21 protein-coding genes, 1 pseudogene and 1 other annotated feature are annotated in these 24338 nt (G+C 47.1%); of the genes and pseudogenes, 13 read left to right on the top strand and 9 right to left on the bottom strand.

The genetic code is table 11. The features are described from left to right. Positions 1–89: 89 nt before the first annotated feature. From ICW23_RS14280 to ICW23_RS14265, 4 genes and pseudogenes are all read left to right on the top strand, one after another. A pseudogene (locus tag ICW23_RS14280) lies at positions 90–846 on the top strand (ABC transporter ATP-binding protein); the annotation flags it as partial. Then, complete coding sequence (locus ICW23_RS14275; protein WP_188154663.1) at positions 839–2779, top strand: ABC transporter permease; 1941 nt, start codon at positions 839–841, stop codon at positions 2777–2779. The pseudogene ICW23_RS14280 and the gene ICW23_RS14275, both read left to right, overlap by 8 nt. 105 nt (positions 2780–2884) lie before the next feature. Further along, positions 2885–3604, top strand: a complete 720-nt coding sequence (locus tag ICW23_RS14270) for a YwaF family protein (protein WP_188154662.1) — start codon at positions 2885–2887, stop codon at positions 3602–3604. A 195-nt stretch (positions 3605–3799) separates the two neighbouring features. Continuing rightward, the gene (locus ICW23_RS14265) at positions 3800–4984 is read left to right on the top strand and encodes an MDR family MFS transporter (protein ID WP_045926419.1); all 1185 of its coding nucleotides are present in this window, start codon (positions 3800–3802) and stop codon (positions 4982–4984) included. A gap of 39 nt (positions 4985–5023) precedes the next feature. Here the strand turns inward: ICW23_RS14265 and ytvA are convergent, their stop codons facing one another. Continuing rightward, positions 5024–5809, bottom strand: coding sequence for a YtvA family blue-light photoreceptor (gene ytvA, locus ICW23_RS14260; RefSeq protein WP_016938511.1), 786 nt, complete (start codon positions 5807–5809; stop codon positions 5024–5026). Positions 5810–6198: 389 nt separating this feature from the next. Here ytvA and ICW23_RS14255 point away from each other — a divergent pair, with 389 nt between their 5' ends. The 4 genes from ICW23_RS14255 to ICW23_RS14240 all read left to right on the top strand — a co-directional run bounded on the left by ICW23_RS14255 (position 6199) and on the right by ICW23_RS14240 (position 10365). Further along, the gene (locus ICW23_RS14255) at positions 6199–6534 is read left to right on the top strand and encodes a DUF4257 domain-containing protein (protein WP_076982551.1); all 336 of its coding nucleotides are present in this window, start codon (positions 6199–6201) and stop codon (positions 6532–6534) included. Positions 6535–6636: 102 nt separating this feature from the next. Further along, positions 6637–6850: a binding site (T-box leader), on the top strand. Positions 6851–6959: 109 nt separating this feature from the next. Further along, positions 6960–9374 carry a leucine--tRNA ligase gene (leuS, locus tag ICW23_RS14250; RefSeq protein WP_016938513.1) on the top strand — a complete coding sequence of 805 codons (2415 nt, stop codon included), beginning with the start codon at positions 6960–6962 and terminating at the stop codon, positions 9372–9374. A gap of 115 nt (positions 9375–9489) precedes the next feature. Next, positions 9490–9801: a rhodanese-like domain-containing protein gene (locus ICW23_RS14245; RefSeq protein ID WP_016938514.1), complete on the top strand. Its 312-nt coding sequence runs from the start codon at positions 9490–9492 to the stop codon at positions 9799–9801. Between the two features lie 75 nt (positions 9802–9876). Continuing rightward, the gene (locus ICW23_RS14240) at positions 9877–10365 is read left to right on the top strand and encodes a GNAT family N-acetyltransferase (protein WP_047476820.1); all 489 of its coding nucleotides are present in this window, start codon (positions 9877–9879) and stop codon (positions 10363–10365) included. A gap of 36 nt (positions 10366–10401) precedes the next feature. Here the strand turns inward: ICW23_RS14240 and melA are convergent, their stop codons facing one another. Genes melA through ICW23_RS14215 form a run of 5 tightly spaced genes read right to left on the bottom strand, consistent with a single transcriptional unit; the run spans position 10402 to position 15796 of the window. Next, positions 10402–11700, bottom strand: a complete 1299-nt coding sequence (gene melA, locus ICW23_RS14235; RefSeq protein ID WP_064777617.1) for an alpha-galactosidase MelA — start codon at positions 11698–11700, stop codon at positions 10402–10404. 22 nt (positions 11701–11722) lie between these two features. Beyond that, positions 11723–12544, bottom strand: a complete 822-nt coding sequence (locus tag ICW23_RS14230) for a carbohydrate ABC transporter permease (RefSeq protein WP_016938517.1) — start codon at positions 12542–12544, stop codon at positions 11723–11725. Continuing rightward, positions 12541–13455 carry a carbohydrate ABC transporter permease gene (locus ICW23_RS14225; protein WP_016938518.1) on the bottom strand — a complete coding sequence of 305 codons (915 nt, stop codon included), beginning with the start codon at positions 13453–13455 and terminating at the stop codon, positions 12541–12543. The genes ICW23_RS14230 and ICW23_RS14225 overlap by 4 nt, the downstream gene beginning before the upstream one ends. Next, positions 13452–14729 (bottom strand): ABC transporter substrate-binding protein, encoded by a 1278-nt coding sequence (locus ICW23_RS14220; protein ID WP_188154661.1) that lies wholly within the window; start codon positions 14727–14729, stop codon positions 13452–13454. The genes ICW23_RS14225 and ICW23_RS14220 overlap by 4 nt, the downstream gene beginning before the upstream one ends. A 41-nt stretch (positions 14730–14770) precedes the next feature. Continuing rightward, positions 14771–15796 carry a LacI family DNA-binding transcriptional regulator gene (locus tag ICW23_RS14215; protein WP_188154660.1) on the bottom strand — a complete coding sequence of 342 codons (1026 nt, stop codon included), beginning with the start codon at positions 15794–15796 and terminating at the stop codon, positions 14771–14773. 202 nt (positions 15797–15998) lie between these two features. Here ICW23_RS14215 and ICW23_RS14210 point away from each other — a divergent pair, with 202 nt between their 5' ends. Beyond that, positions 15999–16181: a sporulation protein Cse60 gene (locus ICW23_RS14210; RefSeq protein ID WP_013353238.1), complete on the top strand. Its 183-nt coding sequence runs from the start codon at positions 15999–16001 to the stop codon at positions 16179–16181. Positions 16182–16216: 35 nt separating this feature from the next. On the opposite strand, the gene opuD is transcribed toward ICW23_RS14210, so the two are convergent. Both opuD and ICW23_RS14200 read right to left on the bottom strand, forming a co-directional pair. Further along, positions 16217–17755: a glycine betaine transporter OpuD gene (gene opuD, locus ICW23_RS14205; RefSeq protein ID WP_016938521.1), complete on the bottom strand. Its 1539-nt coding sequence runs from the start codon at positions 17753–17755 to the stop codon at positions 16217–16219. 167 nt (positions 17756–17922) lie between these two features. Further along, positions 17923–19188, bottom strand: a complete 1266-nt coding sequence (locus ICW23_RS14200) for a BaiN/RdsA family NAD(P)/FAD-dependent oxidoreductase (protein WP_016938522.1) — start codon at positions 19186–19188, stop codon at positions 17923–17925. Positions 19189–19393: 205 nt separating this feature from the next. On the opposite strand from ICW23_RS14200, the gene ICW23_RS14195 reads away from it, so the two are divergent. Both ICW23_RS14195 and ICW23_RS14190 read left to right on the top strand, forming a co-directional pair. Then, positions 19394–21031, top strand: coding sequence for a putative polysaccharide biosynthesis protein (locus tag ICW23_RS14195; RefSeq protein WP_016938523.1), 1638 nt, complete (start codon positions 19394–19396; stop codon positions 21029–21031). Between the two features lie 56 nt (positions 21032–21087). Further along, positions 21088–21807 (top strand): pseudouridine synthase, encoded by a 720-nt coding sequence (locus ICW23_RS14190; RefSeq protein ID WP_188154659.1) that lies wholly within the window; start codon positions 21088–21090, stop codon positions 21805–21807. A gap of 136 nt (positions 21808–21943) precedes the next feature. On the opposite strand, the gene ICW23_RS14185 is transcribed toward ICW23_RS14190, so the two are convergent. After that, positions 21944–22165, bottom strand: coding sequence for a DeoR family transcriptional regulator (locus ICW23_RS14185; RefSeq protein WP_003152337.1), 222 nt, complete (start codon positions 22163–22165; stop codon positions 21944–21946). 281 nt (positions 22166–22446) lie between these two features. Between ICW23_RS14185 and ICW23_RS14180 the strand changes: the two genes are divergently transcribed. Beyond that, the gene (locus ICW23_RS14180) at positions 22447–23151 is read left to right on the top strand and encodes an ABC transporter ATP-binding protein (RefSeq protein WP_049627201.1); all 705 of its coding nucleotides are present in this window, start codon (positions 22447–22449) and stop codon (positions 23149–23151) included. Continuing rightward, on the top strand, positions 23148–24308 hold the full coding sequence (locus ICW23_RS14175) for an ABC transporter permease (protein ID WP_188154658.1): 1161 nt from the start codon (positions 23148–23150) through the stop codon (positions 24306–24308). Before ICW23_RS14180 ends, ICW23_RS14175 begins: the two co-directional genes overlap by 4 nt. The last annotated feature ends 30 nt before the right edge of the window (positions 24309–24338 follow it).

Below are 24338 nucleotides of genomic sequence, written 5' to 3'. Positions count from 1 at the left end.
TTTTCTCTTTTGTTCGCTTAATCAAACGAAAAAAACGGCTTTTGTTTTTAAAATGAAGATAACCAATGTAAAAGGAGAATCGTAACGAGATGATTTTAGAAGCAGGCAATATTCGAAAAAACTACGGAAATAAGCTGAATAAGCAGGAGGTGCTGAAAGGAATTGATCTTCAGATCCGAAAAGGGGAATTCGTCAGCATTATGGGTCCGTCAGGATCAGGGAAAACCACTCTTTTGAATGTGCTTTCTTCTATTGATAAAGTGAGCGCGGGCACGATCAGACTGAATGAGACGGAGATCACATCCATGAAAGAAAAACAGCTTGCCGAATTCAGAAAACGGCACCTCGGTTTTATCTTTCAGGATTATAATTTATTGGATACGCTGACCGTGAAAGAAAACATACTCCTGCCGTTATCCATTACGAAAATGCCTAAAAAAGAGGCGGACCGGCGATTTGCCGAGACGGCAGAGGAGCTTGGCATCTATGAGTTGAGAGATAAGTATCCGAGTGAAATTTCCGGCGGACAAAAACAGCGGACGTCTGCCGCGAGAGCTGTTATTCACGAGCCGGGCATTATTTTTGCTGATGAGCCGACGGGAGCGCTTGATTCTAAAGCCGCCTCCGACTTGCTGAATAAACTCAGCCGCCTGAATCAAAAACGCCGCGCTACCATTGTGATGGTGACGCATGATCCGGTTGCCGCCAGCTATTCCGGCCGTGTGGTTTTCATTAAAGACGGCCGCGTGTATACACAGCTGAATAAAGGCGGCCAGGACAGACCGGACTTTTTTCAGGATATTATGAAAACGCAAGGTGTATTGGGCGGGATTCAGGCATGAGCATTTATCATTTGATCTTCCAGAATCTGAAAAAGAATATGAAAAACTATTACCTTTACGTTTTTGCGCTGGTGTTCAGCGCCGCCCTTTATTTCGCGTTTGTCACGATGCAATACGATCCGGCGCTTGATGAAATGAAAAGCTCCATAAAAGGAGCGGCGGCAATCCGGGCCGCCTCCATACTGCTTGTGGCGATCGTGTCGGTATTTCTTTTATACGCCAACACCATTTTTATCAAACGCCGCGGCCGGGAAATCGGCTTATTCCGATTAATCGGCATGACGAAAATGCACATTTTCCGCATACTCAGCACAGAAAACTTCATTTTGTATTTCGGATCGATATGGATCGGTATTTTTGCCGGCTTTTCTCTCTCGAAATTATGTATGATGATGCTGTTTCATACAGTCGGTGTAAAAGCTTCTGTCTCACTGTTTTTTTCAAGCAAGGCGCTCGTTCAGACGTTAATTGTGTTCGGGGCAATTTATGTGCTGATTATGATGATGAATTACTTATTTATTAAACGGCAAAGCATTTTGTCTTTATTTAAAACCGCGTCATCGTCAGAAAGCAATATAAGACGGCTCTCTTGGGTGCAGATGACAATCGGCGTCATCGGTATCGCGGCCATTATCGCCGGCTATGCCGTGTCCGCAGATTTATTCGGAGGCAGTTTTACAACCATGAATGAACTGTTTTCGGCAATGGTGTTTATTCTCGGCTCGGTCATTATCGGAACCTATCTGTTTTATAAAGGTTCGGTCAGCTTTCTGGCAAATCTCATCCGGAAATCAAAAGGCGGGTATCTGAATGTCAGTGAAGTGCTGTCTTTGTCATCCATCATGTTCCGGATGAAGTCAAACGCCGTGCTGCTGACTATTATTACGACTCTTTCGGCGCTGGCAATCGGTTTACTGTCTTTAAGCTATATCTCGTACTACTCCGCGGAAAAATCGGCTGAGCAAAATACAGCCGCGGACTTTGCGTTTGATAACCAAAAGGAGACTGACTCATTTACCGCTTTATTGAAGAAAAACGGAATTGAACACAAAGTAAAAACAATCAAGACCATTCAAGCCGGTGTCAATATGAAGAATATCGTAAACGGCGATATGAAAAGCTTCAAACAAGACCCGTCCAGCTTGGCGCTGCCGATTATAAGCGAGAAAGACGCAGAAGGGACGGAGCTTTCTGACGGAGAAGCCGTGTTTACCGGATATAATGATATGATGAAAAGATTTCTCGACTTGAAAATGTCGGGTTCCATTGATATAAACGGCAAAACGGATAAAATACCGCTGGCGTATAAGGGCTTGAAGAACGACTTCCTCCTGTCATATACATTTACAAGCGGAGGGCTGCCGACCGTTATCGTCACGCAGCACGTATTTGACAGGATCGAGAAAGATATCGACCCGTCCATTCAGGGAAAATCAAATCGGTTTTTCGGCATTACACTCAAACATGAAGAGGACATCCAAAAAGCTGATGACTTGTTTCAGGCGCAGCATTATTCAGACGGCGCCCTTTCACAGTTTGAAACGGCTGACACCCAAAAGAAAAATATGGGGCTGATCATGTTTATTGTCGGATTTTTAGGCTTAACCTTTCTGATCACTTCGGGCTGTATCCTTTATTTTAAACAAATGGGTGAGTGTGAGGATGAGAAGGCTGATTACACGATATTGCGGAAGCTCGGCTTCACAACGGGAGATCTGCTGAAAGGCATCCGTCGGAAGCAGGCGTATCATTTCGGCATTCCGCTCGTTCTCGGGCTGTTCCACAGCTATTTTGCCGTTCAGTCAGGGTGGTTTTTATTCGGAACGGAAGTATGGACGCCGATGATTATCGTCATGGCGCTGTATACGCTGCTGTACTCCATTTTCGGCATGCTGTCGGTGCTTTATTATAAAAAGGTCATTCGGTCCGCATTGTAAAACAGGTTGAGGAGCCCCGCTGTGCGGGGCTTTTTTCTGCATGAATAGAAAAAAGCGATTTTTAAAAGAATAGACATACGTCATTTTTTCGCGCGGGGGAGCCTTATGCAGAAGTATTTTCAATTGAAATCTGAAACAGGGGCTTTTCATCTTTTTTCCATGGAGCACATTTTCACGCTTTTGATCATCGGATTGCTGGGGGCGGGCGTGATCGTATTCCGGAAAACGCTCCATCACGGCCGGCCGAATCGCGTTTTCCGATATGTGCTGTTCATTCTTCTAGCCGTGTCGCAGATCAGCTATCATATATGGCTGCTATGGCATCATGCCTGGTCGCTGAAAACATCTCTGCCGCTGCAGCTGAGCGACCTTTCCGTCTATTTGGCGATGCTGATGGTCATGACAAAAAGCAAAAAGCTGTTCGCCTTTCTCTATTTTGCCGGCTTGGGCAGCGCCATACAAGCGATGGCCACACCTGATTTAGGGGCGTATTCTTTCCCTCATTTTCGGTACATCGTATTTTTCATCTCGCACGGCTGTGTGTTTCTAGCCTGTCTGTTTATGGCCGGTGCCCAAAAGTACAGGCCGTCGGTGCGCGCGCTCTGGGTGTCATTGCTGACCGTAAATCTGTACGGGGCGTGTGTCTTTTTGATTGACCATGTGCTGAATGCAAACTACCTCTATTTAATGAAAAAACCGAAGACCGCTTCGCTTCTGAATGTTCTCGGCCCTTGGCCGTGGTATCTTCTTTCAATGGAAGCTGCGGTGATGCTGAGCTTTTTCATTCTGTATATTCCGTTTTGGCTGCTGAGAAAAAGAGCATGAATCCCGTTTATGTTTGTGAAGCCGATCATTTGTAATTTTTTCAACATTCCGGCATTATTTTTTTCAGATTCTGATGTTGTAAAAAGGCGTCCGCGGCGATAAAATGAATCTGCTATGATAACGTGATCGATACGGAGCTGCAGCTTGCGGTTTCCGTTTTTTCATGGGTTTTTTTATAGAGAAAGGGGGATCGGTATGCCGCGCGCTTTGAAGATATTAATTATCGGAATGTTTATCAATGTGACGGGCGCATCTTTTTTGTGGCCGCTGAATACGATCTATATTCATAATCATTTAGGGAAATCGCTGACTGTCGCGGGGGTTGTTCTGATGCTGAATTCCGGAGCCAGTGTGGCGGGGAATTTATGCGGCGGATTTTTGTTTGATAAAATCGGCGGATTCAAATCCATTATGCTGGGTATTATCATCACCTTGGCAAGTCTTCTCGGACTCGTTCTGTTTCACCAATGGCCCGTTTATATTTGGCTGCTCGTCATTGTCGGGTTCGGTTCCGGCATCGTGTTTCCGGCCAGCTACGCCATGGCGGGAGCGGTCTGGAAAGAGGGCGGACGGAGAGCTTTTAATGCGATTTATGTAGCTCAGAATGCAGGTGTCGCGGTCGGTTCAGCACTCGGCGGAATGGTTGCGGCGTACTCGTTTACGTACGTATTTTTAGCCAATGCTTTGCTGTATGTGCTGTTTTTCCTTATCGTATTTTTCGGGTTTCGAAATATTAAAACCGGAAATGCGGGCCAGGTCTCTGTACTGGACTACGAGCCGGTCAGCAGCAGAACGAAATTTACGGCGCTTCTTATACTGAGCGGGGGGTATGTTCTCGGGTGGATTGCCTATTCGCAGTGGTCCACAACCGTTGCGTCACATACTCAAAGCATCGGTATGCCGCTTTCATTATACAGTGTGCTCTGGACCGTAAACGGAATACTGATTGTCGCCGGACAGCCGCTTATAGGTGCTGTTCTGAAAAAATGGTCCGGGGCGTTAAAAACGCAGATGGTCATCGGCTTTTGTATTTTTATCGTCTCGTTCGGCGTGCTCCTTGGCGCCAAGCACTTTCCGATGTACCTTACCGCGATGGTGATTTTAACGATCGGAGAAATGCTTGTCTGGCCTGCCGTGCCTACTATTGCCAATCAGCTTGCGCCTAAGGGGAAAGAAGGGTTTTACCAAGGGTTCGTCAACAGTGCGGCGACGGGCGGCAGAATGATCGGGCCGCTCCTTGGAGGCGTGCTGGTTGATCAATACGGCATGAGCGTGCTGCTTTTGTTCCTGATGGCGCTTCTTGTCGTCAGCATCCTAGCGACGGTGCTGTATGACAAACGTCTGAAAACCGTTAATAAACAAAACGTCCAAGTGCGATGACGACATAAAAAATCCCGCTGTTTCGGCGGGATTTTTTGATTATAAGAGCGGAAGCACGTTGACGGCGTCCTTAACATTTAAATACGTCTTTAATGAAGTAAAGCTGGCATCAAGCTGATTCATTTTCATGGCAAGGGAAGGCTTGATACCGGTGATGATCAATTCTGTGCCAATTAAATTAAGCAGATGATGCAATTTGAAAATCCGGTCTGCGGTCTGTTCGTTTACCTCAGCCAAACCTGATAAGTCTATAATTAAGTAATCATCTTTAGATGCGGTTAATATGTCTGTCAAAGTTGTCACAATGGAATCAAATCGTTCTTCTGTTAAATTCCCCACTAACGGCATGGCGGAAATCCCGTTTCGAATCGGAACGATCGGCGTTGACAGCGTCGCAATTTCTCCGAGGGAATCCTCAAGAAGCTTTTCGTACTCTTTCTGCTCTGTGATGTCTTTTTGAAATCCGACAAAATAGAGCTTGTCTTCAACATAAAGAGGATCAATATTGAGTTCATTCCAAAACGGGGTGCCGTCTTTTTTGACATTTTTCAGCCGCACCGTGATCTTTTCTTTATGTTTTAGGCCTTTTCTTATTTTCGCGACTTGTTTTCGGTCGGTTTCTTTTCCTTGCAGAAATCTGCAGTTCTTACCTAATATCTCTTCGGAAGAATAGCCTGTCATATCCATAAATCCCTGATTCGTATAAATGATGGGATTGTCCTCAAGAGAGGGGTCTGTAATCACCACGCCGATGCGTGCGTGATCAAGCGCCTTTTTGATAAGCTCCAGCTGCTCCAGATTTCCGAGTACATTTGAGTCAGCCATATAAAACCCCCTTTTGGCCGTAAAGCTGCGCACTTTTTTCAGCCATTGTTTCTCCCCTTTTTAAATGAATCTACAGTAACCGTAGCATAACACATGTTCTGTTTCAAGCAGCCGCAGTTTGCAATTTGTCATTCGGGCTTGTCCTCATATACACTGAATATATAAGGGGAAGGCACATCATCGCTAAGTAAGTGACTAGGTCATTGTCACTGGGTGAAAAATGAATCTAATGCATCAAGCTTACCGATCATGTGTTCACATATAATGGAAGAAACAAGCTTTTTACTTTCCTGCTCATTCGCCGGTATGTAGATATCGAAAATCATCGTATTCGTAAGGGGGCTGGATGGCCTGAAGTCGCTTTACTAAATAAGGGCTTTAGGAAGGTGATGAAGATGCTGCATCAGGTAATTATTGCTTGTGTAATTGGAGGAATCATGGGGGTTCTCGGTCATGTGAAAAAGAGAGGCAGGCTGGAGAAACCCAGAATGACAAAGCGGTTTATCTATCTCGGTTTTTTGGAAGATGGTTTTATCGGAATGGCTGCTTCCATCTTACTTGTCTTATCCGCTAACCCCGATTCAGGAATTCAACTCGTCATCTTATCCATAATCGCAGGCTACGGCGGAGAAGCTGTTCTCAGGAGCTTTGATTTTGTCAGGGAACAAAACAGTGATTCGGCCGAAGCAAAACCACACCAGCAAAAAAATCCTCCATCAAAATAATATCCCCGCTCATGACCCGTTCTGGGTACATTCCCATTGTATACAAACCTGCTTGCACTTATGAACAGAATTCTATAAAATACAGGTAAGATTACGGTAGCGATAAGAACAGTGAAGAGGAGCAGTAAGAAGCAGATTTTGCAGTCAGAGAGTTGACGGCCGGTGCAAGTCAATCAAGTCTGTTTCCGAACTCGCCTCAGAGTTGCAGCGGCAAAACCGCTGACGCATAACTGCGTTAAAAGTATCAAGTGAGTGCGGCTTAAAACCGCGCTAACGAGGGTGGTACCGCGGGAAACAAAAATCTCTCGTCCCTTTTTGGGATGAGGGAGTTTTTTTTAGTTTTAGAATAATCTGAATATCATCTTCCTTATCCCGTCAATACTTGGACTACATACGCCGTATTCAATCAGAAGGAGGTTTTTGCGTTGAGTTTTCAGCACGAAAAAATAGAAAAGAAATGGCAGAATTACTGGTTGGAGCATAAAACGTTCGCCGTCAGCGAAGAGAGTGACAAGCCGAAGTTTTACGCGCTTGACATGTTCCCGTATCCTTCAGGAGCCGGCCTTCATGTCGGGCATCCGGAAGGCTATACGGCAACCGACATTCTTTCACGCATGAGACGCATGCAAGGGTACAACGTGCTTCATCCGATGGGATGGGACGCGTTCGGGCTTCCCGCCGAGCAATACGCGCTTGACACGGGGAATGATCCGGCTGAGTTTACGAAACACAATATCGATAATTTCCGCCGCCAGATCCAATCGCTCGGTTTTTCATATGATTGGGATCGTGAAATCAATACGACTGATCCTGACTACTACAAGTGGACGCAGTGGATCTTCACCAAGCTGTATGAAAAAGGTCTCGCTTATGTAGACGAAGTGCCGGTCAACTGGTGCCCGGCACTCGGAACGGTGCTTGCGAACGAAGAAGTCATTGACGGCAAAAGCGAGCGGGGCGGCCATCCGGTTGAACGCCGCCCGATGAGACAATGGATGCTGAAAATCACTGCTTATGCGGACAGGCTTCTTGAAGATTTAGAAGAGCTTGACTGGCCTGAAAGCATTAAAGACATGCAGCGCAACTGGATCGGACGCTCAGAAGGCGCAAACGTCCATTTCGCGATCGACGGCACTGACGACACATTCACGGTGTTTACGACAAGACCGGACACGCTGTTCGGCGCGGCTTATGCCGTGCTGGCTCCAGAGCATGAGCTTGTGGAGGCCATCACGACGGCTGAACAAAGAGAAGCGGTAGACGCTTATATTAAAGAAGTTCAGGCGAAAAGTGACCTGGAACGGACGGATCTTGCGAAAACAAAAACAGGCGTCTTCACGGGCGCATATGCGGTAAACCCGGCAAACGGGGAAAAGCTGCCGATCTGGATAGCTGATTATGTCCTCGCCTCTTATGGAACGGGCGCTGTAATGGCCGTGCCGGCGCATGATGAACGCGATTTTGAATTCGCCAAAGTGTTCAGCCTGCCTGTCAAAGAAGTCGTAAAAGGCGGAAACACGGAAGAGGAAGCGTACACGGGAGACGGAGAACATATCAATTCCGGCTTTCTGAACGGACTGAATAAAGCGGAAGCGATTGAAAAAATGATCGCATGGCTTGAAGAAACGAAAAACGGTGAGAAAAAAGTGACATACCGTCTGCGTGATTGGCTGTTCAGCCGCCAGCGCTATTGGGGCGAGCCGATTCCGGTCATTCATTGGGAAGACGGCACTTCAACAGCCGTTCCGGCAGAAGAGCTGCCGCTGATTCTGCCGAAAACCGATGAGATCAAACCGAGCGGAACAGGTGAATCACCGCTTGCCAACATTAAAGAGTGGGTAGAGGTCACTGATCCTGAAACGGGCAGAAAAGGCAGAAGAGAAACGAACACGATGCCGCAATGGGCAGGAAGCTGCTGGTATTTCCTTCGCTTTATCGACCCGAAAAATCCGGATCAGCTCGCTTCACCTGAGAAACTGGATAAATGGCTGCCTGTCGATATTTACATCGGAGGAGCGGAGCATGCCGTGCTTCACCTTCTGTACGCGCGTTTCTGGCATAAATTCCTCTATGATATCGGTGTCGTACCGACGAAAGAACCGTTCCAAAAGCTGTATAACCAAGGAATGATTCTCGGGGAAAATAATGAAAAAATGAGTAAATCCCGCGGAAACGTCGTTAATCCGGATGAAATTGTGGCGTCTCACGGAGCAGATACGCTCCGCCTGTACGAAATGTTTATGGGGCCTCTTGACGCATCTATCGCCTGGTCTGAATCAGGTCTTGACGGAGCGCGCCGCTTCCTTGACCGTGTATGGCGTTTGTTTATCGAAGAAAACGGCGAGCTGACGGGCAAAGTGACAGAAGGCGCGGGCGAAACTCTTGAGCGCGTCTATCATGAAACGGTTATGAAAGTGACAGAAAACTACGAAGCTCTTCGCTTTAATACGGGCATCTCTCAGCTGATGGTCTTCATTAATGAAGCCTACAAAGCGAATGAACTGCCGAGAGAATATGTCGAAGGCTTTGTGAAGCTGCTTTCTCCTGTTGCGCCGCATTTGGCGGAAGAACTGTGGGAAAAGCTCGGCCACGAAGGTTCGATTGCATACGAAGCCTGGCCTGCTTATGACGAATCAAAACTGGTGGATGATGAAGTGGAAATCGTCGTCCAGCTGAACGGAAAAGTAAAAGCGAAATTAATGGTTCCGGCTGATGCTGATAAAGCAGCATTAGAACAGCTCGCACAAGCTGACGAAAAAGTAAAAGAGCAGCTTGAAGGAAAAACGATCCGAAAAATCATTGCCGTACCGGGCAAGCTTGTCAATATCGTCGCAAACTGACCGGACGAATCCCCTCTCCTACAGAGAGGGGATTTTTTATCAGGCCTCTATCATAGAAATCGCACCGCGGGCTTTGGTATACTTACACCATAAAGATGAATGGGAGTGTCACATATTGAAAATAAATGAAATCAGCACAGCCGCACTTGAAGAAAAATTAAAAGCGGGAGAAGAGCTGTATCTGATTGATGTCAGAGAAGATGAAGAAGTCGCCGAAGGAATGATTCCGCAGGCTGTTCATATCCGCATGGGGGACATCCCAGAAAAGATGGATGCGTTTGACAAGGACAAGGAATATGTATTTATCTGCCGTTCCGGAAAAAGAAGCATGAACGTTTGTATGTATTTACATGAGCAAGGCTTCCGTACGGTTAATGTTGAAGGCGGAATGCTGGAATGGGAAGGCGAAACAAAGCCGAAGAAATAACGTTTTGAAGTGAAAGAAGAAAAGGGATGCACGTCTTTTCTTCTTTTTTTATAGAAAAAAACGGGAGGCGATCAGGTGAAACCGGTCATACGCGCTATGAAAGCAAGTGATATCAAACAGGTCCGGCAAATCGCGGAACGAAGCTGGCATCATACGTATGAAGGGATTATCCCCAGACACATTCAGGATCAGTTTCTCGAATCCGCCTATCAGGATGAGATGATGGAACGCCGGCTTCGTCATTCACTGTTCCTTGTGGCAGAAGAAAAAGAGGGAAAACATCTCGGTTTTGCAAATGCCACCCCGGTTCAAAAAGACGGGAAAGCGGAGCTCGCCGCCATTTATATTGATCCGGATTGTCAGGGAAGCGGGATAGGCACGGCACTTCTTAAAGAATGCATCAGACAGTCCGGCGGGATAAAAGAGCTTTATGTCCATGCAGAAAAAGAGAACCGCCCCGCCCTGTCCTTTTATCAGGCTAAAGGATTTCAATGGGTATGTGAATTTGAAGAAGACTTTAAAGGACACACCTTACAGACGGTCAAACTGGTGCTGAACATATAAAGCGTCCGGCCCCCTCAAGGGCCGGATCGCGAATGATCAGTGATAAGCCGGAAGCCAGTCTTTGTGCGCTTCAAATAAGTCATCGCACAAAGATATGATGTCATTCATGGAAAGCTCGGCGCTCGTATGCGGATCAAGCATCGCCGCCTGATAGACGGCTTCCTTTTTTAAAGTGACGGCCGCTTCAATGGTTAAAAGCTGTGTGTTGATGTTCGTTCTGTTGAGCGCCGCGAGCTGTTCCGGAAGTTCGCCTGAATAGCACGGCATCATTTGATTTTTGACGGCGGCGCACGGCACTTCTACGATCGCTTTCGCCGGCAGATTCGGTATCAGCCCCGTATTCAGCACATTGCCGCCGAACATAAACGGATGCCCTGTCTCCATCGCTTCTATAATTCTCGAACCGTATTCTTTCGAGCGTTCATGCGTCAGGTTTTGATTGTTGATGATGCCGTCTCTCATCGTTTCCCAATTTTTGATTTGTTCTGCGCATCTCCTCGGATATTCATCAAGCGGAATTTGGAGTTCGTCTATCAACTCCGGATATCGGCTTTTTATAAAATACGGGTGATATTCGGCATTATGCTCAGATGATTCCGTGACATAGCAGCCGAACTTATCCATCAGCTCAAATCGAACCATGTCTTTATGTTTCGTCTTTTGTTTTTCGCGGGCACGTCTTTTAATTTCCGGATATAGATCAATTCCGTCTTTTTTGATCTCCAAGAGCCAAGCCATGTGGTTGATGCCGGCAATGCGTTCTTCCGTACCTTCGTGATCCATGCCGAGTGAGTCAAACAGATCTTTCGTACAGACCTGCACGCTGTGGCACAGGCCGACCGTTTGCACATTTGTATGTCTGAGCATCGCGCCGGTCAGAGAAGCCATCGGATTTGTATAGTTTAACAGCCATGCATCCGGACAGACTTCCTCCATGTCTTTTGCGATATCAAATAAAACGGGGATGGTGCGGAGGGAGCGGAAAATGCCGCCTATTCCGACAGTATCGGCGATCGTCTGGCGGAGGCCGTACCGCTTCGGAATGTCAAAGTCGATGACCGTTGCGGGTTTATAGCCGCCGACCTGAATGGCATTTATCACATAGCCGGCGTGTTTAAGCGCCTGTTTTCGGTCATCGTAAGAGATGATAGAAACGCTTGTATTATATCGGTCTCTCATATTTTCAAGCATGAGCTGGGATTCTTTCAGCCGCACAGCATCAATATCGTAAAGCGCGAATTCAAATCCGTTTAAAGCTTCAGTCAGTAAACAGTCTCCCAGCACATTTTTTGCGAAAATCGTGCTTCCGGCTCCGATAAACGTAATTTTCTTCAACAGAAATTCCTCCCTTTTCTTTTCAGCCTTTAACCGCCCCGGAGGACAGCCCTGCGATAAAATATTTTTGAAGCGCCAAAAACAAAACGACCATCGGCAGCATCGCCATAATCGCGGCTGCGGCGACTAAGTGGAGATTGTTCGCATTTTCGCCGAAAAATCCCGCCATAGCCACGGTCAATGTCTGCACCTTTTGATCTTGTAAAAAGAAAATCGCAAATTGGTAATCGTTCCAGATAAACACGCAGGAAATGATGCAGACTGTTGCGGTAATCGGTTTCAACAAGGGAAACACGATCGTATAGAAAGTCCTGATCAATCCCGCGCCGTCCATCCGGGCCGCTTCCTCAAGCTCTTTCGGAATGGAAGAGCGGATAAATCCTGAATATAAGAAAACGGTCAGCGGCATATATGCAGCCGTATTAATGAGAATGGCTGCGGCATGCGTATTGATCAGCCCCGCATCAGCGACCATCTTGTATAAAGGAACCATGGAAGTCAAAGGCGGGATAATCATGATTGAAATCAAAAGGCCGAAGACGATTTTATTCAGCTTCGTATTTCTTCTTGCAAGCGGATATGCGGCAAGCGAACCCATAAAAATTAACAAAGCGGCGGAAACGGCCGTAATGATGATCGTGTTCAGAAAGGATTGCCCAAGAGAGGCCCGCTCCCATGCTTCACGAAAATTCTGAAAAGAAAAAGCGGAAGGCAGCGACCATTTTGAACTGTAGTCTCCTTTTGCTTTTAAGGACGTGGTCAGCAGAATGTAAAAGGGGACAATATGAACGCATGAGATGACGGCAGCCAACAGGGTAAAGATCTGCATTCGGGCTGTTTTCATGACATTTCCGTCTCCTTTCGCTTGAAATACACGAGAGCGGTAAAGCTGATGACGAGAATAATAACGGACATAAACACACCTTGGGCGGCGGCATATCCCGCATCCTGCCGTTTAAAATATAAATCATACATAAACGTCGACATTGATTGAGAAGAATTGCCCGGCCCGCCTGCAGTCAGGGCGAAAATAACATCAAACAGTTTCAGCCCCCCGATGATATTGATGACCATATTGATGGTGACAGCCGGCATCAGTAAAGGCAGGGTAATGGTGAAAAACGGCTGAAGACCGCCCGCGCCATCCATTTTTGCCGCTTCGTAATAATCTTTCGGAATGCTTTGCAGCCCCGCCAAATACACAATCATCGCAATGCCTGCGTATTGATAGGTGTTAATCATGACGATAATCCAAGGGTTCGCCGACGGACTTGCCAAGGCATTGACAGAACCGGCCCCCAGCGCGCCAAGCACATCATTCAGCGCGCCCCCGTCATATGAGAAAATAAAATACCAAATGTATCCCATAATCAGCGGACTGATAATGACGGGCAGGTAGACGATCGTTCTTGTGATCGCCTTCATTTTTAAGCTCTGATTCAAAAGCAAAGCATATAAAAGTCCGAGCATATTCTGAAAAAAAGTGCTTCCGAGTCCGTAAAGCAAAGTGTTTTTCACAACGAGCCACGTGTCCGGGTCTGTAAAAAGCCTTTTATATTGAGTGATACCCACCCACTGATACGTCTGCGAAAAACCGTTCCAGTTTGTAAATGTGATAAAAGCGCCTTTGACAAACGGAAAAATCATAAAAATAAAAACCGTGGCAAGAGCAGGGACGTACATCCACCATAGTGACGCGGGTTTTACAGGTTTCTTATTTTGATATCCGGCGGTTTCTCTTGCAAGATTACTCATTCTTTTTCAGCTCCTTGTGAATCAGACTGAAGACGGAGCCGTTTATATTCTCTGCCGAGTTTCGCCGAAATTTCAGCAGGAGTTAAAATATCAGCCATCAGCTCCTGTCCGGCTGTTCCCATCACATCCCACATTCCGTTCGGCAAATAATGGCGGTCGAAATAAGGCTGTACCTTAATATGCTGATAGCGCTTATAGTCATTTGCATAGAAAATGTCCGTTTGCACATTCACTAATCCGGCCGGGAGCGAGGTCGCTTCGGCAATTGACTTTGCGTTTTCGGGACGGGCCATAAACGCGATAAACTGTTTCGCTTCTTCAAGCCGCGGGGAATCTTTGGATGCCGCAAGCGTATAACGTTCGCCCCCGATCCATACCGGTGCGTCTCCCTTGTGGACGGCCGGGGTCGGTATAATGCCGACTTTTACCTTCGGATTGATTTGAGCGACGTCTTGGCCGAGGGTGCCGCCCTGCAGCGTAAAGGCGATTTTGTTTTGCGCCATCAGTTCGATGAGCTGGGACCGTTTTGCCGTCACGACATCTATATTAAGCAGATTTTCCTTTTGCATCTCTTTCAGTCTGTCAGATAAATAGGTGAAGTGTGTCCAGCGGAAGGTTCCGTTTAACAGCTGTTTTTTGTGACGGTGAGCGGGATCTGTAATGAGAAGCGGTGCGGCGAATTGATCGTAATATTGGGCAAATGAACTTTTTTCATAACCGGCAAACCAGAAGGGGGTGACTGTTCCGCCGCTTTTTTCTTTAACCTGTCTCAGTGCCTTCATCAAATCATCCATCGTTTCCGGCGGTTTAATGCCGTACTTTTCCAACAACGTACGGTTGTAGGCCAGTCCGTCCTTTGCCTGATTCAGAGGGAAGGCGTATATTCTGCCTTTGGCGTCCTTAAGCATGCTGTTTAAATTCGGATCGAGCCGCTTCGTCCAAGACATCCCGCTGAGATCGGCTGTATATTCTCCGTAGCGGAGTTTGGCCCAGCCGTGCGTGTCGAAAAGATCAGGCATGTCATCGGCCGCCATTCGGACCCTCATCATATTTTCGTAGTCATTGCCTGGGAAATGAACGTTTACTTGAATGTCCGGATGTTCTTTTTGGAATGCATCAGCCAATTTTCTGAATACGGTGCGTTCGCTGTCTGAGGAAATGGTGGAATAGACTGTCAAGGTTTTCTGCTTTTCTCCTGAGCTGCTCTCTTTTGCCGAGCAGCCGGTAAGTACCATACAAGTAAAAGAAAGAAACAAAACCAGTAAGCGTTTCATCTTTTCCTCCTTTAAATATGATATAAACGCTGCGGGAAACGTCACCTCCTTTCTTGTGAACCGCAGCTTTGTCTGACAATCAGTGAAGTGGGAAGCGTCACGGCCAGCGGGACGGTTCTGCCATTTAAACGGTCGAGAAGCAGTTTGACGCCCGTCCGGCCCATCTCTTCCGTGTATACTTTTACCGTTGATAACGGCGTGCTGGCGTATTCTGCTTCATCAATGCCATTGAAGCTGACAATCGCTGTATCACGGGGAACTTGAAGGCCGGCTTCTTGCAAGGCTTTTAAAGCGCCAACGGCCATTGAATCACTTGCGATAAAGAAAGCGTCAGGCAGACTCCCGCTTTTGATGGCTTCCTTCATCAGCCGGAAACCTTCGTGCATGCTGTATTCGCCTACCAGCACATGCTCCGGCTCGGCGCCGGCCATTTGTAAAAAAGCGGTCAGACGCTTATCTTCAATCGTTTGATTGCTGTTTACACCATTTATGACGGTATGCTCCCGTTCACGGCCGCCAATATAGCCAAGCCGCTGATAGCCGAGTGACAGCAGATGTTCTATCGCCTTTTGCGCTGCGGCATAAAAATCCACGCTGACGGAGTCGTAGCGAGAGGGATCGGGTGTGCCGTTGACAAATACGGCGTGCCTGAAAGCGGCGCAGATATTCGTAAGCGCCTCGTCTTGGAGGCTGCCGATTACGATCACACCGTCCAAATCGTGAAATAATTGCTCTTGGAAAGAACCGAGATGGATAGAAGAAGTGATAAAGATTTTTTGTTCAAAACATTCTTCTTCAATGCCTTTTCTGATCGCTGAGAAATAAGGATCCTGCCGTTCTTCCTCCGGTGACAGACAGCTGACAACGCCGATCAGAGGCGCTGAATCGCTGCGGCTGCGGTTCTTTCGTTTTTTTGCCGCCGGCTGATAGCCGAGCTCATCGGCGATCCGCAGGACTTTTTCTCTTGTTTCTTCAGTCACGGCCAAAGAGTCATCTCTGTTCAAAATTCTTGATACTGTCGCACTGGATACAGATGCTTGTAAGGCAATATCTTTGAGACGGACCATTTTGCATCTCCTTTTTACTAAAAATTTTCTAAATAGAAATGAACTGGTTATGGTTAAAGTGATATTATCACATGTTAGTAAGCGTTTTCAATAACGATTTTCAGTTATTTTTAGTAAAGATCAGTAAAAAAGAAAAACTTGTTTATTCTCTATCATAATTCATTTCTACCGGAATAAATTGATAGGGAAAGGAGAGGATGACGTGCTGAAGATAGCTGTGTTTGATGAGGAGCATGAAAAGGATTTGCAGACTGAAGTCAATTCATTTTTAAAGGGGATTTCTGAAGAACAGCTCGTTGATATCAAATATACGGTAGCGGCAGCTTGTGATCCGGAAGGGGAGCAGCTTTATTGTTTTTCCGCTCTCATTTTATATCGGAAATAAAGAAGCCCGGACGAATGGCCGGGCTTCACTGTGCATTATGCTTTTTTGACGCGGGGACTTCTCGGCTTTTGGTATTTCTCCGCTTGTTTGATTCCTTTTCTTTCGCTCGCTAATGATTTGTACAGAGACACGATCATCAGAAGGATTACGACTGAAAACGGAACCGCAGCGAGAATGGCCGTGTTTTGCAGTGCGGCAAGGCCGCCGGAATATAATAAAACCGCTGCCACGGCAGACTGGATAATGCCCCATGTGACTTTCACCCGGTTTGAAGGGTCCAACGAGCCGTAAGTCGTCTGCATTCCAAGCACAAATGTCGCTGAATCGGCTGATGTAATAAAAAATACAGCGATCAGAACAAGCGTCAACACGGATGTCACCATTGTGAGCGGGTAGTGGCTGAGAGCGCCGAACAGCATCGTATCCGTCGACAATCCGGCGACATTGAAGACGCCTTTCTGCTGAAGATCCATTGCAGATACGCCGAAAATCGCAAACCATAAAAAGGCCAATATACAAGGTGTCACTAACACACCGATTAAAAATTCCCGGATGGTCCGGCCCCTTGATACACGGGCGATAAAAATGCCGACAAACGGAGACCAGGAAATCCACCAGGCCCAATAGAAAATGGTCCAGCTGTTAATCCATTCGCGTTTTTGGGGATCATTCGGTGACAAGCGGAAGCTCATCTGCACGATATTTTGGATGTACTGGCCGATAGAATCGGTAAATGAGTTCATAATCAGCACCGTCGGGCCTACAATGAGCATGAAAAGCATTAATATACCCGCGAGTACCATGTTGGTATTGCTTAAGTATTTAATTCCCTTGCCGATTCCGCTCCACGCAGAAATTAAGAAAAGCACGGTCACGACAACGATCAAGATCAGCTGAATGGAAAATGTCTTCGGAATGCCGAATAAATAATGCAGACCGCCGTTAATCTGAGTCGCGCCGAGCCCCAAGCTTGTCGCCACACCGACAACCGTTGCAAATACGGCGATACAGTCAATCGTCTTGCCGATCGGACCGTTCACTTTATCGCCTAAAATCGGTGTCAGTGTGCTGCTGATCAAACCGGGGGCATCTTTTCTGAATTGAAAATATGCGATACATAAAGCGACGACGGCGTATATGGCCCAAGCGTGCAGCCCCCAATGGAAAAACGTATACCGGAGCGCATCACGAAAAGCTTGGGGCGTTTCTGTTTCACCTGAGGGAGAGCTGATCGCGTAATGGCTGATCGGTTCCGCAGCCCCGTAAAATACCAGGCCGATTCCCATGCCTGCGCTGAATAGCATGGCAAACCATGATAATAAGCCGAATTCCGGTTTTTCCCCGGGTTTTCCGAGTTTTATTTTGCCGATCGGACTCACGATGAGAAAGAGACAGAAACCGACAAATATTGAAACGGCCAGCAGATAATACCAGCCGAAAGAATCCGTAACAAAACGTTGTGCCGTATCTGTAACTTGCTGCAGGCTGTCAGGTGAAATAACTCCCCATAAAACCGCAGCGGCTGTGATAACGATCACAATCCAAAAAACACTGGAGATATTCTTTTTCTTCAAACGTTCTCACCCTCTGACTATTTTTTCAATACGCCATTTGCTTTAGTATGATCGTACGATTGCAGGTCATTCCTTTCTTCCTATTCCCTCAATCAGGTGAAACAAAACGCAGAAAACTCTATCATGTTTTTGGTGGGGACGCTCACGTTAATGTGCTTAAAACCATTTTACAGCGAGTGTGAGTAACGTCCTGCATTCAAGCCGGCGAGACGGCCCGTAACAAGGGCTGACGTGATATTATAGCCTCCGGTGTAGCCGTGAATGTCAAGGATTTCCCCGCAAAAGTATAAGCCCTCCATTTTTTTAGACGCCATTTGTTTCGGTTCAATCTCTTTGACAGAAACACCGCCGCCCGTGACAAACGCTTTGTCCAAAGAAAGCGTTCCGTCTGCTGAAACCGTAAATTGTTTGCAGTCTTTGACAAACGCCCTGAATTGATCCTTCGGCAGCTCCGTAAAGCTGATCTGAGGATCAAGGCCGTTCCGCTCCAGAAGGAAAAGCAGGTACCGTTCCTGCATCCATGGTCTGAGCGCGTTTTTGAGCGCTTTTTTCGGCGCGTCTTTCAGCTCCTTGTGCATCCGCTGAAATAACTCTTCCTCGGTGATGCCGGGAAACAGATCGATGCGGAGCTTGACCTCTGGCTGCTTTTTCAGTTCTTTGACGACAAACTGGCTGCAGCGGAGAATGGCCGGGCCTGACAAGCCGAAATGGGTAAACAGCATGTCCATCACATGTGTGACGACAGGTTTGCCTTTTTTATTCAGGACGCTGACGGCCGTGTTTCTAAGAGACAGCCCCTGAAGGGTTTTTTGCTTAATAAACGGCTCTGACGATGTAACCGGCACTTCTGTCGGAAAGAGTTCAGTCACGGTGTGCCCGGCCGCTTCCGCCCATGCATAGCCGTCTCCGGTGCTGCCGGTATGGGGGACTGATTTTCCGCCGACCGCGATAATGACGGCGCGTGCGTTAATGTGTTCGTCATTGTTTGTCGTAATGCCCGCTGTTCTGCCATTCTCGTACCGCACTTCTTTGATTTTTTCATTTGTGCGGATGGTGACATTCAGTTCTTTTAAACGGTTCAAAAGCGCATCGACAACGCTTTGTGCTTTGTCCGTCACCGGGAACATGCGCCCGTGGTCTTCTTCTTTCAGCTGAATGCCGAGATTTTCAAAAAAGGCGATGATATCTTCATTATTAAATTCGGAAAATGCGCTGTATAAAAAGCGGCCGTTGCCGGGAATGTGTTTGATAATCTCTTCAACAGGGAGGCGGTTGGTCACGTTGCAGCGCCCGCCGCCGGAAATCGCCAGCTTCCGTCCCAGCTTGTTTCCTTTATCAATTAATAGAACATCTGCCCCTTCTTCACCTGCGGCAATGGCAGCCATTAAACCGGACGGGCCGCCGCCGATCACAATCACGTCATAATGTTTCATATTTCATCAACAACTTTCTTTTTCGCGTATAATAGGCGGAAATGTCCGCTTCCTGCTATTATAGCGAAAGAAAGGGAATCCTTAAACGTGTTTTGTTTTTTTAGGGCTTCCCAAAAAGTTTCCCGCTGTAATTATTACCGTCTATTTGCCCAGTTGTGTTAAAATAGAAAAGTTGAATCTTCGTAGAAAATGGTGATGAGGAAACATGTCAAGCAAATTGTTAAGGGGCACGTTCGTGCTGACGCTCGGCACCTATATATCGCGGATTTTAGGGATGATTTATCTGATCCCGTTCGGAGCGATGGTCGGAGCGACGGGCGGAGCTTTGTTTCAATACGGATATAATCAATATACACTGTTTTTAAACATTGCCACGATGGGATTTCCCGCCGCGGTTTCAAAGTTTGTCTCGAAATATAATTCCAAAGGAGACTATGAGACGAGCAGGCGGATGCTGAGAGCGGGAATGTCGGTTATGCTCGTTACCGGGATGATCGCTTTTTCGATTCTTTACATTTCGGCGCCGTTTTTTGCGGAAACATCTCTCGGCGGCGCAAGTAACAACGGACTTACGATTGACCACGTCGTTTATGTCATCCGGATGGTCAGTCTGGCACTTTTGGTTGTGCCGATTATGAGTCTTGTACGCGGTTTTTTCCAAGGCCATCAGATGATGGGGCCGACAGCCGTTTCTCAGGTTGTGGAGCAGCTTGCCCGGATCATCTTCTTATTGGGCGCAACATATTTAATTTTAAGAGTGATTAACGGCGGCCTTGTCATCGCAGTCGGATATGCGACTTTCGCAGCGCTGATCGGATCATTCGGAGGGCTTGTCGTCCTTTATATTTACTGGAATAAGCGGAAGGGCGATCTTCTGGCGATGAAGCCGAACCTCGTCCCGTCAGCGAACTTAAGCTATAAAAAAATGTTTATTGAGCTTTTCAGCTATGCCGCTCCTTACGTTTTTGTCGGACTGGCGATTCCTTTGTATTCTTATATCGATACGAATACGTTTAATAAAGCGATGATTGCGGCGGGCCATAAGGACATCAGCCAGGACATGCTGGCGATTGTCACCCTTTATGTGCCGAAGCTTGTCATGATTCCGGTTTCTCTGGCGACCGCTTTCGGTCTGACGCTGATCCCGACGATAACCGAATCATTTACGAGCAGGAATTATAAGCTTTTGAACCAGCAGATTAACCAGACGATGCAGATCATTCTGTTTCTGGTTATCCCCGCCGTTGTCGGGATGTCGGTGTTATCAGGGCCGGCCTATACGTTCTTCTACGGTTCTGAAAGCCTTCGTCCGGATATCGGACAGGATATTTTGTTCTGGTACGCGCCTGTCGCGATTTTGTTTTCTCTGTTTACAGTAAACGCCGCGATCCTGCAAGGGATTAATAAGCAGAAATTTGCGGTCGTGAGCCTTTTCATCGGCGTCATTATAAAAGTGGTGCTGAACGTGCCGCTGATCAAACTGTTTCAGGGAGACGGCGCCATATTGGCAACGGCGCTCGGTTATATCGCTTCTCTTCTGTACGGTTTTATTATGATTAAGCGCCATGCGGGCTATTCGTATACGGTGCTTATGAAGCGGGTCATTTTAATTGCGGTCTTATCCGTTGTAATGGGAGTCGCGGTCAAGCTGACTCAATGGCTGCTCAGTTTCTTCGTAACGTACCAAAGCGGCCAGCTGCATGCGGCAATTGTCGTCTTTGTCTGTGCCGCTGTCGGCGGTGCGGTGTACATGTTTGCCGCGTACCGAATCGGATTTTTGCAGAAAATGTTTGGAAACCGTCTGCCGCGGGTTTTAAGAAGAGGCAGGCATTCCGCTCATTGAGGAATAATGAACAGTCCGCTTATTGCGGACTTTTCTTTTTAAAGGAGAGGATCAGGATGAGACTTGATAAGCTGCTTTCAAATAGCGGATTCGGCTCAAGAAAAGATGTGAAAAAAATCGTCAAGGCAGGGGCTGTCATGATTGACGGAGAGCCGGCGAAAGATGTGAAAACCCATGTCGATCCGGATAAACAGGACATCACGGTATACGGAGAGCCGGCAGACTACCGGGAATTTATTTATGTCATGATGAATAAGCCGCAAGGAGTGCTGTCCGCTACAGAAGACAGCCGCCAGCAAACGGTGGTTGATCTGCTGACGCCCGAAGAACAGAGATTCGAACCGTTTCCGGCGGGGCGTCTTGATAAGGATACCGAAGGATTTCTGCTTCTGACCAATGACGGGCAGCTCGCTCATCGTCTTCTTTCTCCGAAAAAGCACGTGCCTAAAACATATGAGGTCCGGTTAGCCTCACCTCTGTCACCGGAAGACATCATCAATCTGGAAAAAGGCGTCGTCATTGAAGGTGGCTATAAGACGAAGCCGGCAGCTGTTGAAACTATCACTGAAAGCCCGGATGAAACGGTCATTCATTTGACGATTACAGAAGGCAAGTATCATCAGGTGAAGCTGATGGCAAAGGCTGTCGGAAATGAAGTGTCTTATTTAAAACGGCTTTCGATGGGGGCTGTTTCTCTTGATCCGGAGCTTAAGCCGGGAGAATTTCGCGAGCTGACTGAAGAAGAGCTCGCAGCGCTGAAAGATACTGAAGTGTAATCGATATCAGAAAAGCCCAAAACAGATTTGTTTTGGGCTTTTTATATAGAGGAACAAAAAACAACAAGGCAAAGACGCTGCTTTGCCTTGCAGCATGTCAGGCCGAAAACGAAAAGGGCCTTATGTAATTGTTCGCTTAAGATGTAATTTTTACTTTTTTTCGTGTTGTCTCCCACTTGCCTCGGCTAGGACTATGAACAAGATCATTGTATGCTAACACATTTAAGTCTCGCTGAATGGTTCTAGGTGTAATGCCGAATTCATCAACCAGTTCCTGTGTCGTCACAAGACCTTTTTCCTGGATGAACATGTAAACTGATTTAATCCGAGTCAGCATACGATTTGTTGAAGGTTTCAAAAAACCACTCCCTATCATAAGATCGGATGGACTTGATATACCACAACTTTCGACTCTAAAACTTCGTACGAATAAGCAACAAAGGCAGACATTCTGTTTTTTCTCTTTTAACTGCCTCCATTATACACGATATGGCGGACATGAATCTAGGAATAAGCGCAGATAATTTTTACCAATTGAGCGCCGCCTTGGTGCATTACTATGCCCGGCCCGCTTTTATTATTATGGAAACTGAAACTTTTTTTATACGTGTCCGTATGAAAACGGGGGAGGGAGAAAGCTTGGGAGACTTATTGAATGTAAACATCGTCTGCGCCGGTTATGCTGACAGGCCGAAGGTGATCTCAAATGTATCTCTGTCGGTCAGCGCGGGGGAAATTGCCGGGTTAATCGGGGCAAACGGGGCGGGGAAAAGTACGGTGATTAAGGCGATTCTCGGGCTGTGCAGGGATATAGAAGGCGGTATTGAATGGAATGATTCATCCTATGCTTACATACCGGAGCGTCCGAGTTTTTATGAAGAACTGACGCTTTGGGAGCATCTTGAACTCACAGGGTCATTGCGGGGGATAGAAGCCGGAGAGTGCCGTGAGCGGGCCGGGCGGCTGCTTGATGAATTTTCATTGACAGCGGTAAAACATGAATTGCCTTCCGGTTTTTCAAAAGGGATGCAGCAAAAATTGATGCTCATACAGGCGTTTTTGGCGAAGCCGGATATTTACATCATTGATGAGCCGTTTATCGGACTTGATCCGATCTCAACGAAGCTGTTTACCGACATGCTGATTGCTGAGAAGGAAAGGGGCGCGGGTATTCTAATGTGCACCCATGTTCTGGATACCGCCGAAAAAATCTGCGACCGATTTTATTTGCTGGATCAGGGCGCTCTGCTTCTTCAAGGCACGTTAGCGGAGCTTCAAGAAAAAACGGGGAGCCGTTCATTGTTAGATTGCTTTTATTCAGCGGTTCGGAGCAGTCAGCGATGACCGGGCGGGCTTTGTTTTTTCAAAGGATGTTTCATTTTTGGCGGTATCAATGGAAGGTGTTTCAGACGGTCATTGATTGGACGGTCGCGCTGTATATCGTTCTTCCTGCTGCCGCATTGGCCGTTTATCAATATGCTGAATGGCTGAACGGCAGGGGGCTTCTTGATAGAGCTGCCGGAGTATTAGGCTGGGGCTGGCTGTATGTCTTCAGTGTCCTGCTGTTATGCACCGGTTTTATTCATACCTTTTTGCTGGAAGCGGATCATGTGTTTTTGGTGCATGCAAAATATCTGATGAAAAAGCTGAAACGGTACGCGCTTTTGTATTCGATGTTCCTTTCACTTATCAAATGGGGCGTGCTTGCCGTGCTGTTATTTCCCTTATGGCGCCAGTACGGTGACTGCACCTTCTCGGCATATTCAGGCATTTTTTGCTGTCTGTCCGGCTTTCATGCTGCGATATTGGCAGTGCATCGGCAAAGAAAAATCAGACGGCAGACATTCGGACATCAGGCGGCAGGCTGGCTGAAAGCGGCGGTTCTGTTGGCGGGCGCTTGTTTCATGATCCGGTTTGCCGCCGAGTGGTACTGGCTTTGGCCGGCAGGATGTATATTGTTCATCTGCTCCGTTCTTTTTACTTGGAAAGAAGCGGAGTCCTTATCAGCTTTTGAGGAAGAAGTGCTTGAGGAGAACAGGTGCAAGCTTTCATTCGCCGCCTCTGTTTTGATGCTCAGCCATGATGTACAGCTGCCGAATGTAAAAAAGAAAGGGCGGAGCAAGCCGTTTTTATATCCCGGCTCAAAGCACATCTTTACAAAACGGTCGGCGTATACGGCGTGGAAAGAATTGTTTTTTAAAGTGCTGATCCGAAACGGCGGGTATCTCCGGCAGCTTTACCTTTTAACCGCGGCTTTTACGGCTCTTATTCTCGTTCTTCCGCTTTTGCTGAAGCCGGCAGCCCTCATTTTATTTACACTGGTCATCCGATATGCCGCGTCGCTTCTCTTTGACCGGATCACGGAAAAACCGGTTTTAAGCGGTATCAAAAGAGACAGTGATGACTATTTCCGGGCGAGAAACAGCGTATTAACCCTCATTCAAATCATCTGTTCCGGATGGTGCCTTATTGCGGCGTTTTTTTCCGCCCTTTATATGTGAAAAATCCCTTTCCGAAAAAGGAAAGGGATT

It is taken from the genome of Bacillus sp. 1021, from assembly GCF_014534735.1.
In the GTDB taxonomy this organism is placed as follows: domain Bacteria; phylum Bacillota; class Bacilli; order Bacillales; family Bacillaceae; genus Bacillus; species Bacillus siamensis.
This window is presented reverse-complemented; position numbering and strand designations above follow the sequence as displayed.

Excerpts from the sequence above, each read along its gene's own strand:
- ICW23_RS14275 (WP_188154663.1), top strand. The coding sequence starts at position 839 with ATGAGCATTTATCATTTGATCTTCCAGAATCTGAAAAAGAATATGAAA.
- ICW23_RS14270 (WP_188154662.1), top strand. The coding sequence starts at position 2,885 with ATGCAGAAGTATTTTCAATTGAAATCTGAAACAGGGGCTTTTCATCTT.
- ICW23_RS14265 (WP_045926419.1), top strand. The coding sequence starts at position 3,800 with ATGCCGCGCGCTTTGAAGATATTAATTATCGGAATGTTTATCAATGTG.
- ytvA (WP_016938511.1), bottom strand. The coding sequence starts at position 5,809 with ATGGCTGACTCAAATGTACTCGGAAATCTGGAGCAGCTGGAGCTTATC.
- ICW23_RS14255 (WP_076982551.1), top strand. The coding sequence starts at position 6,199 with ATGAAGATGCTGCATCAGGTAATTATTGCTTGTGTAATTGGAGGAATC.
- ICW23_RS14230 (WP_016938517.1), bottom strand. The coding sequence starts at position 12,544 with ATGAAAACAGCCCGAATGCAGATCTTTACCCTGTTGGCTGCCGTCATC.
- ICW23_RS14225 (WP_016938518.1), bottom strand. The coding sequence starts at position 13,455 with ATGAGTAATCTTGCAAGAGAAACCGCCGGATATCAAAATAAGAAACCT.
- ICW23_RS14220 (WP_188154661.1), bottom strand. The coding sequence starts at position 14,729 with ATGAAACGCTTACTGGTTTTGTTTCTTTCTTTTACTTGTATGGTACTT.
- ICW23_RS14215 (WP_188154660.1), bottom strand. The coding sequence starts at position 15,796 with ATGGTCCGTCTCAAAGATATTGCCTTACAAGCATCTGTATCCAGTGCG.
- ICW23_RS14200 (WP_016938522.1), bottom strand. The coding sequence starts at position 19,188 with ATGAAACATTATGACGTGATTGTGATCGGCGGCGGCCCGTCCGGTTTA.
- ICW23_RS14195 (WP_016938523.1), top strand. The coding sequence starts at position 19,394 with ATGTCAAGCAAATTGTTAAGGGGCACGTTCGTGCTGACGCTCGGCACC.
- ICW23_RS14190 (WP_188154659.1), top strand. The coding sequence starts at position 21,088 with ATGAGACTTGATAAGCTGCTTTCAAATAGCGGATTCGGCTCAAGAAAA.
- ICW23_RS14175 (WP_188154658.1), top strand. The coding sequence starts at position 23,148 with ATGACCGGGCGGGCTTTGTTTTTTCAAAGGATGTTTCATTTTTGGCGG.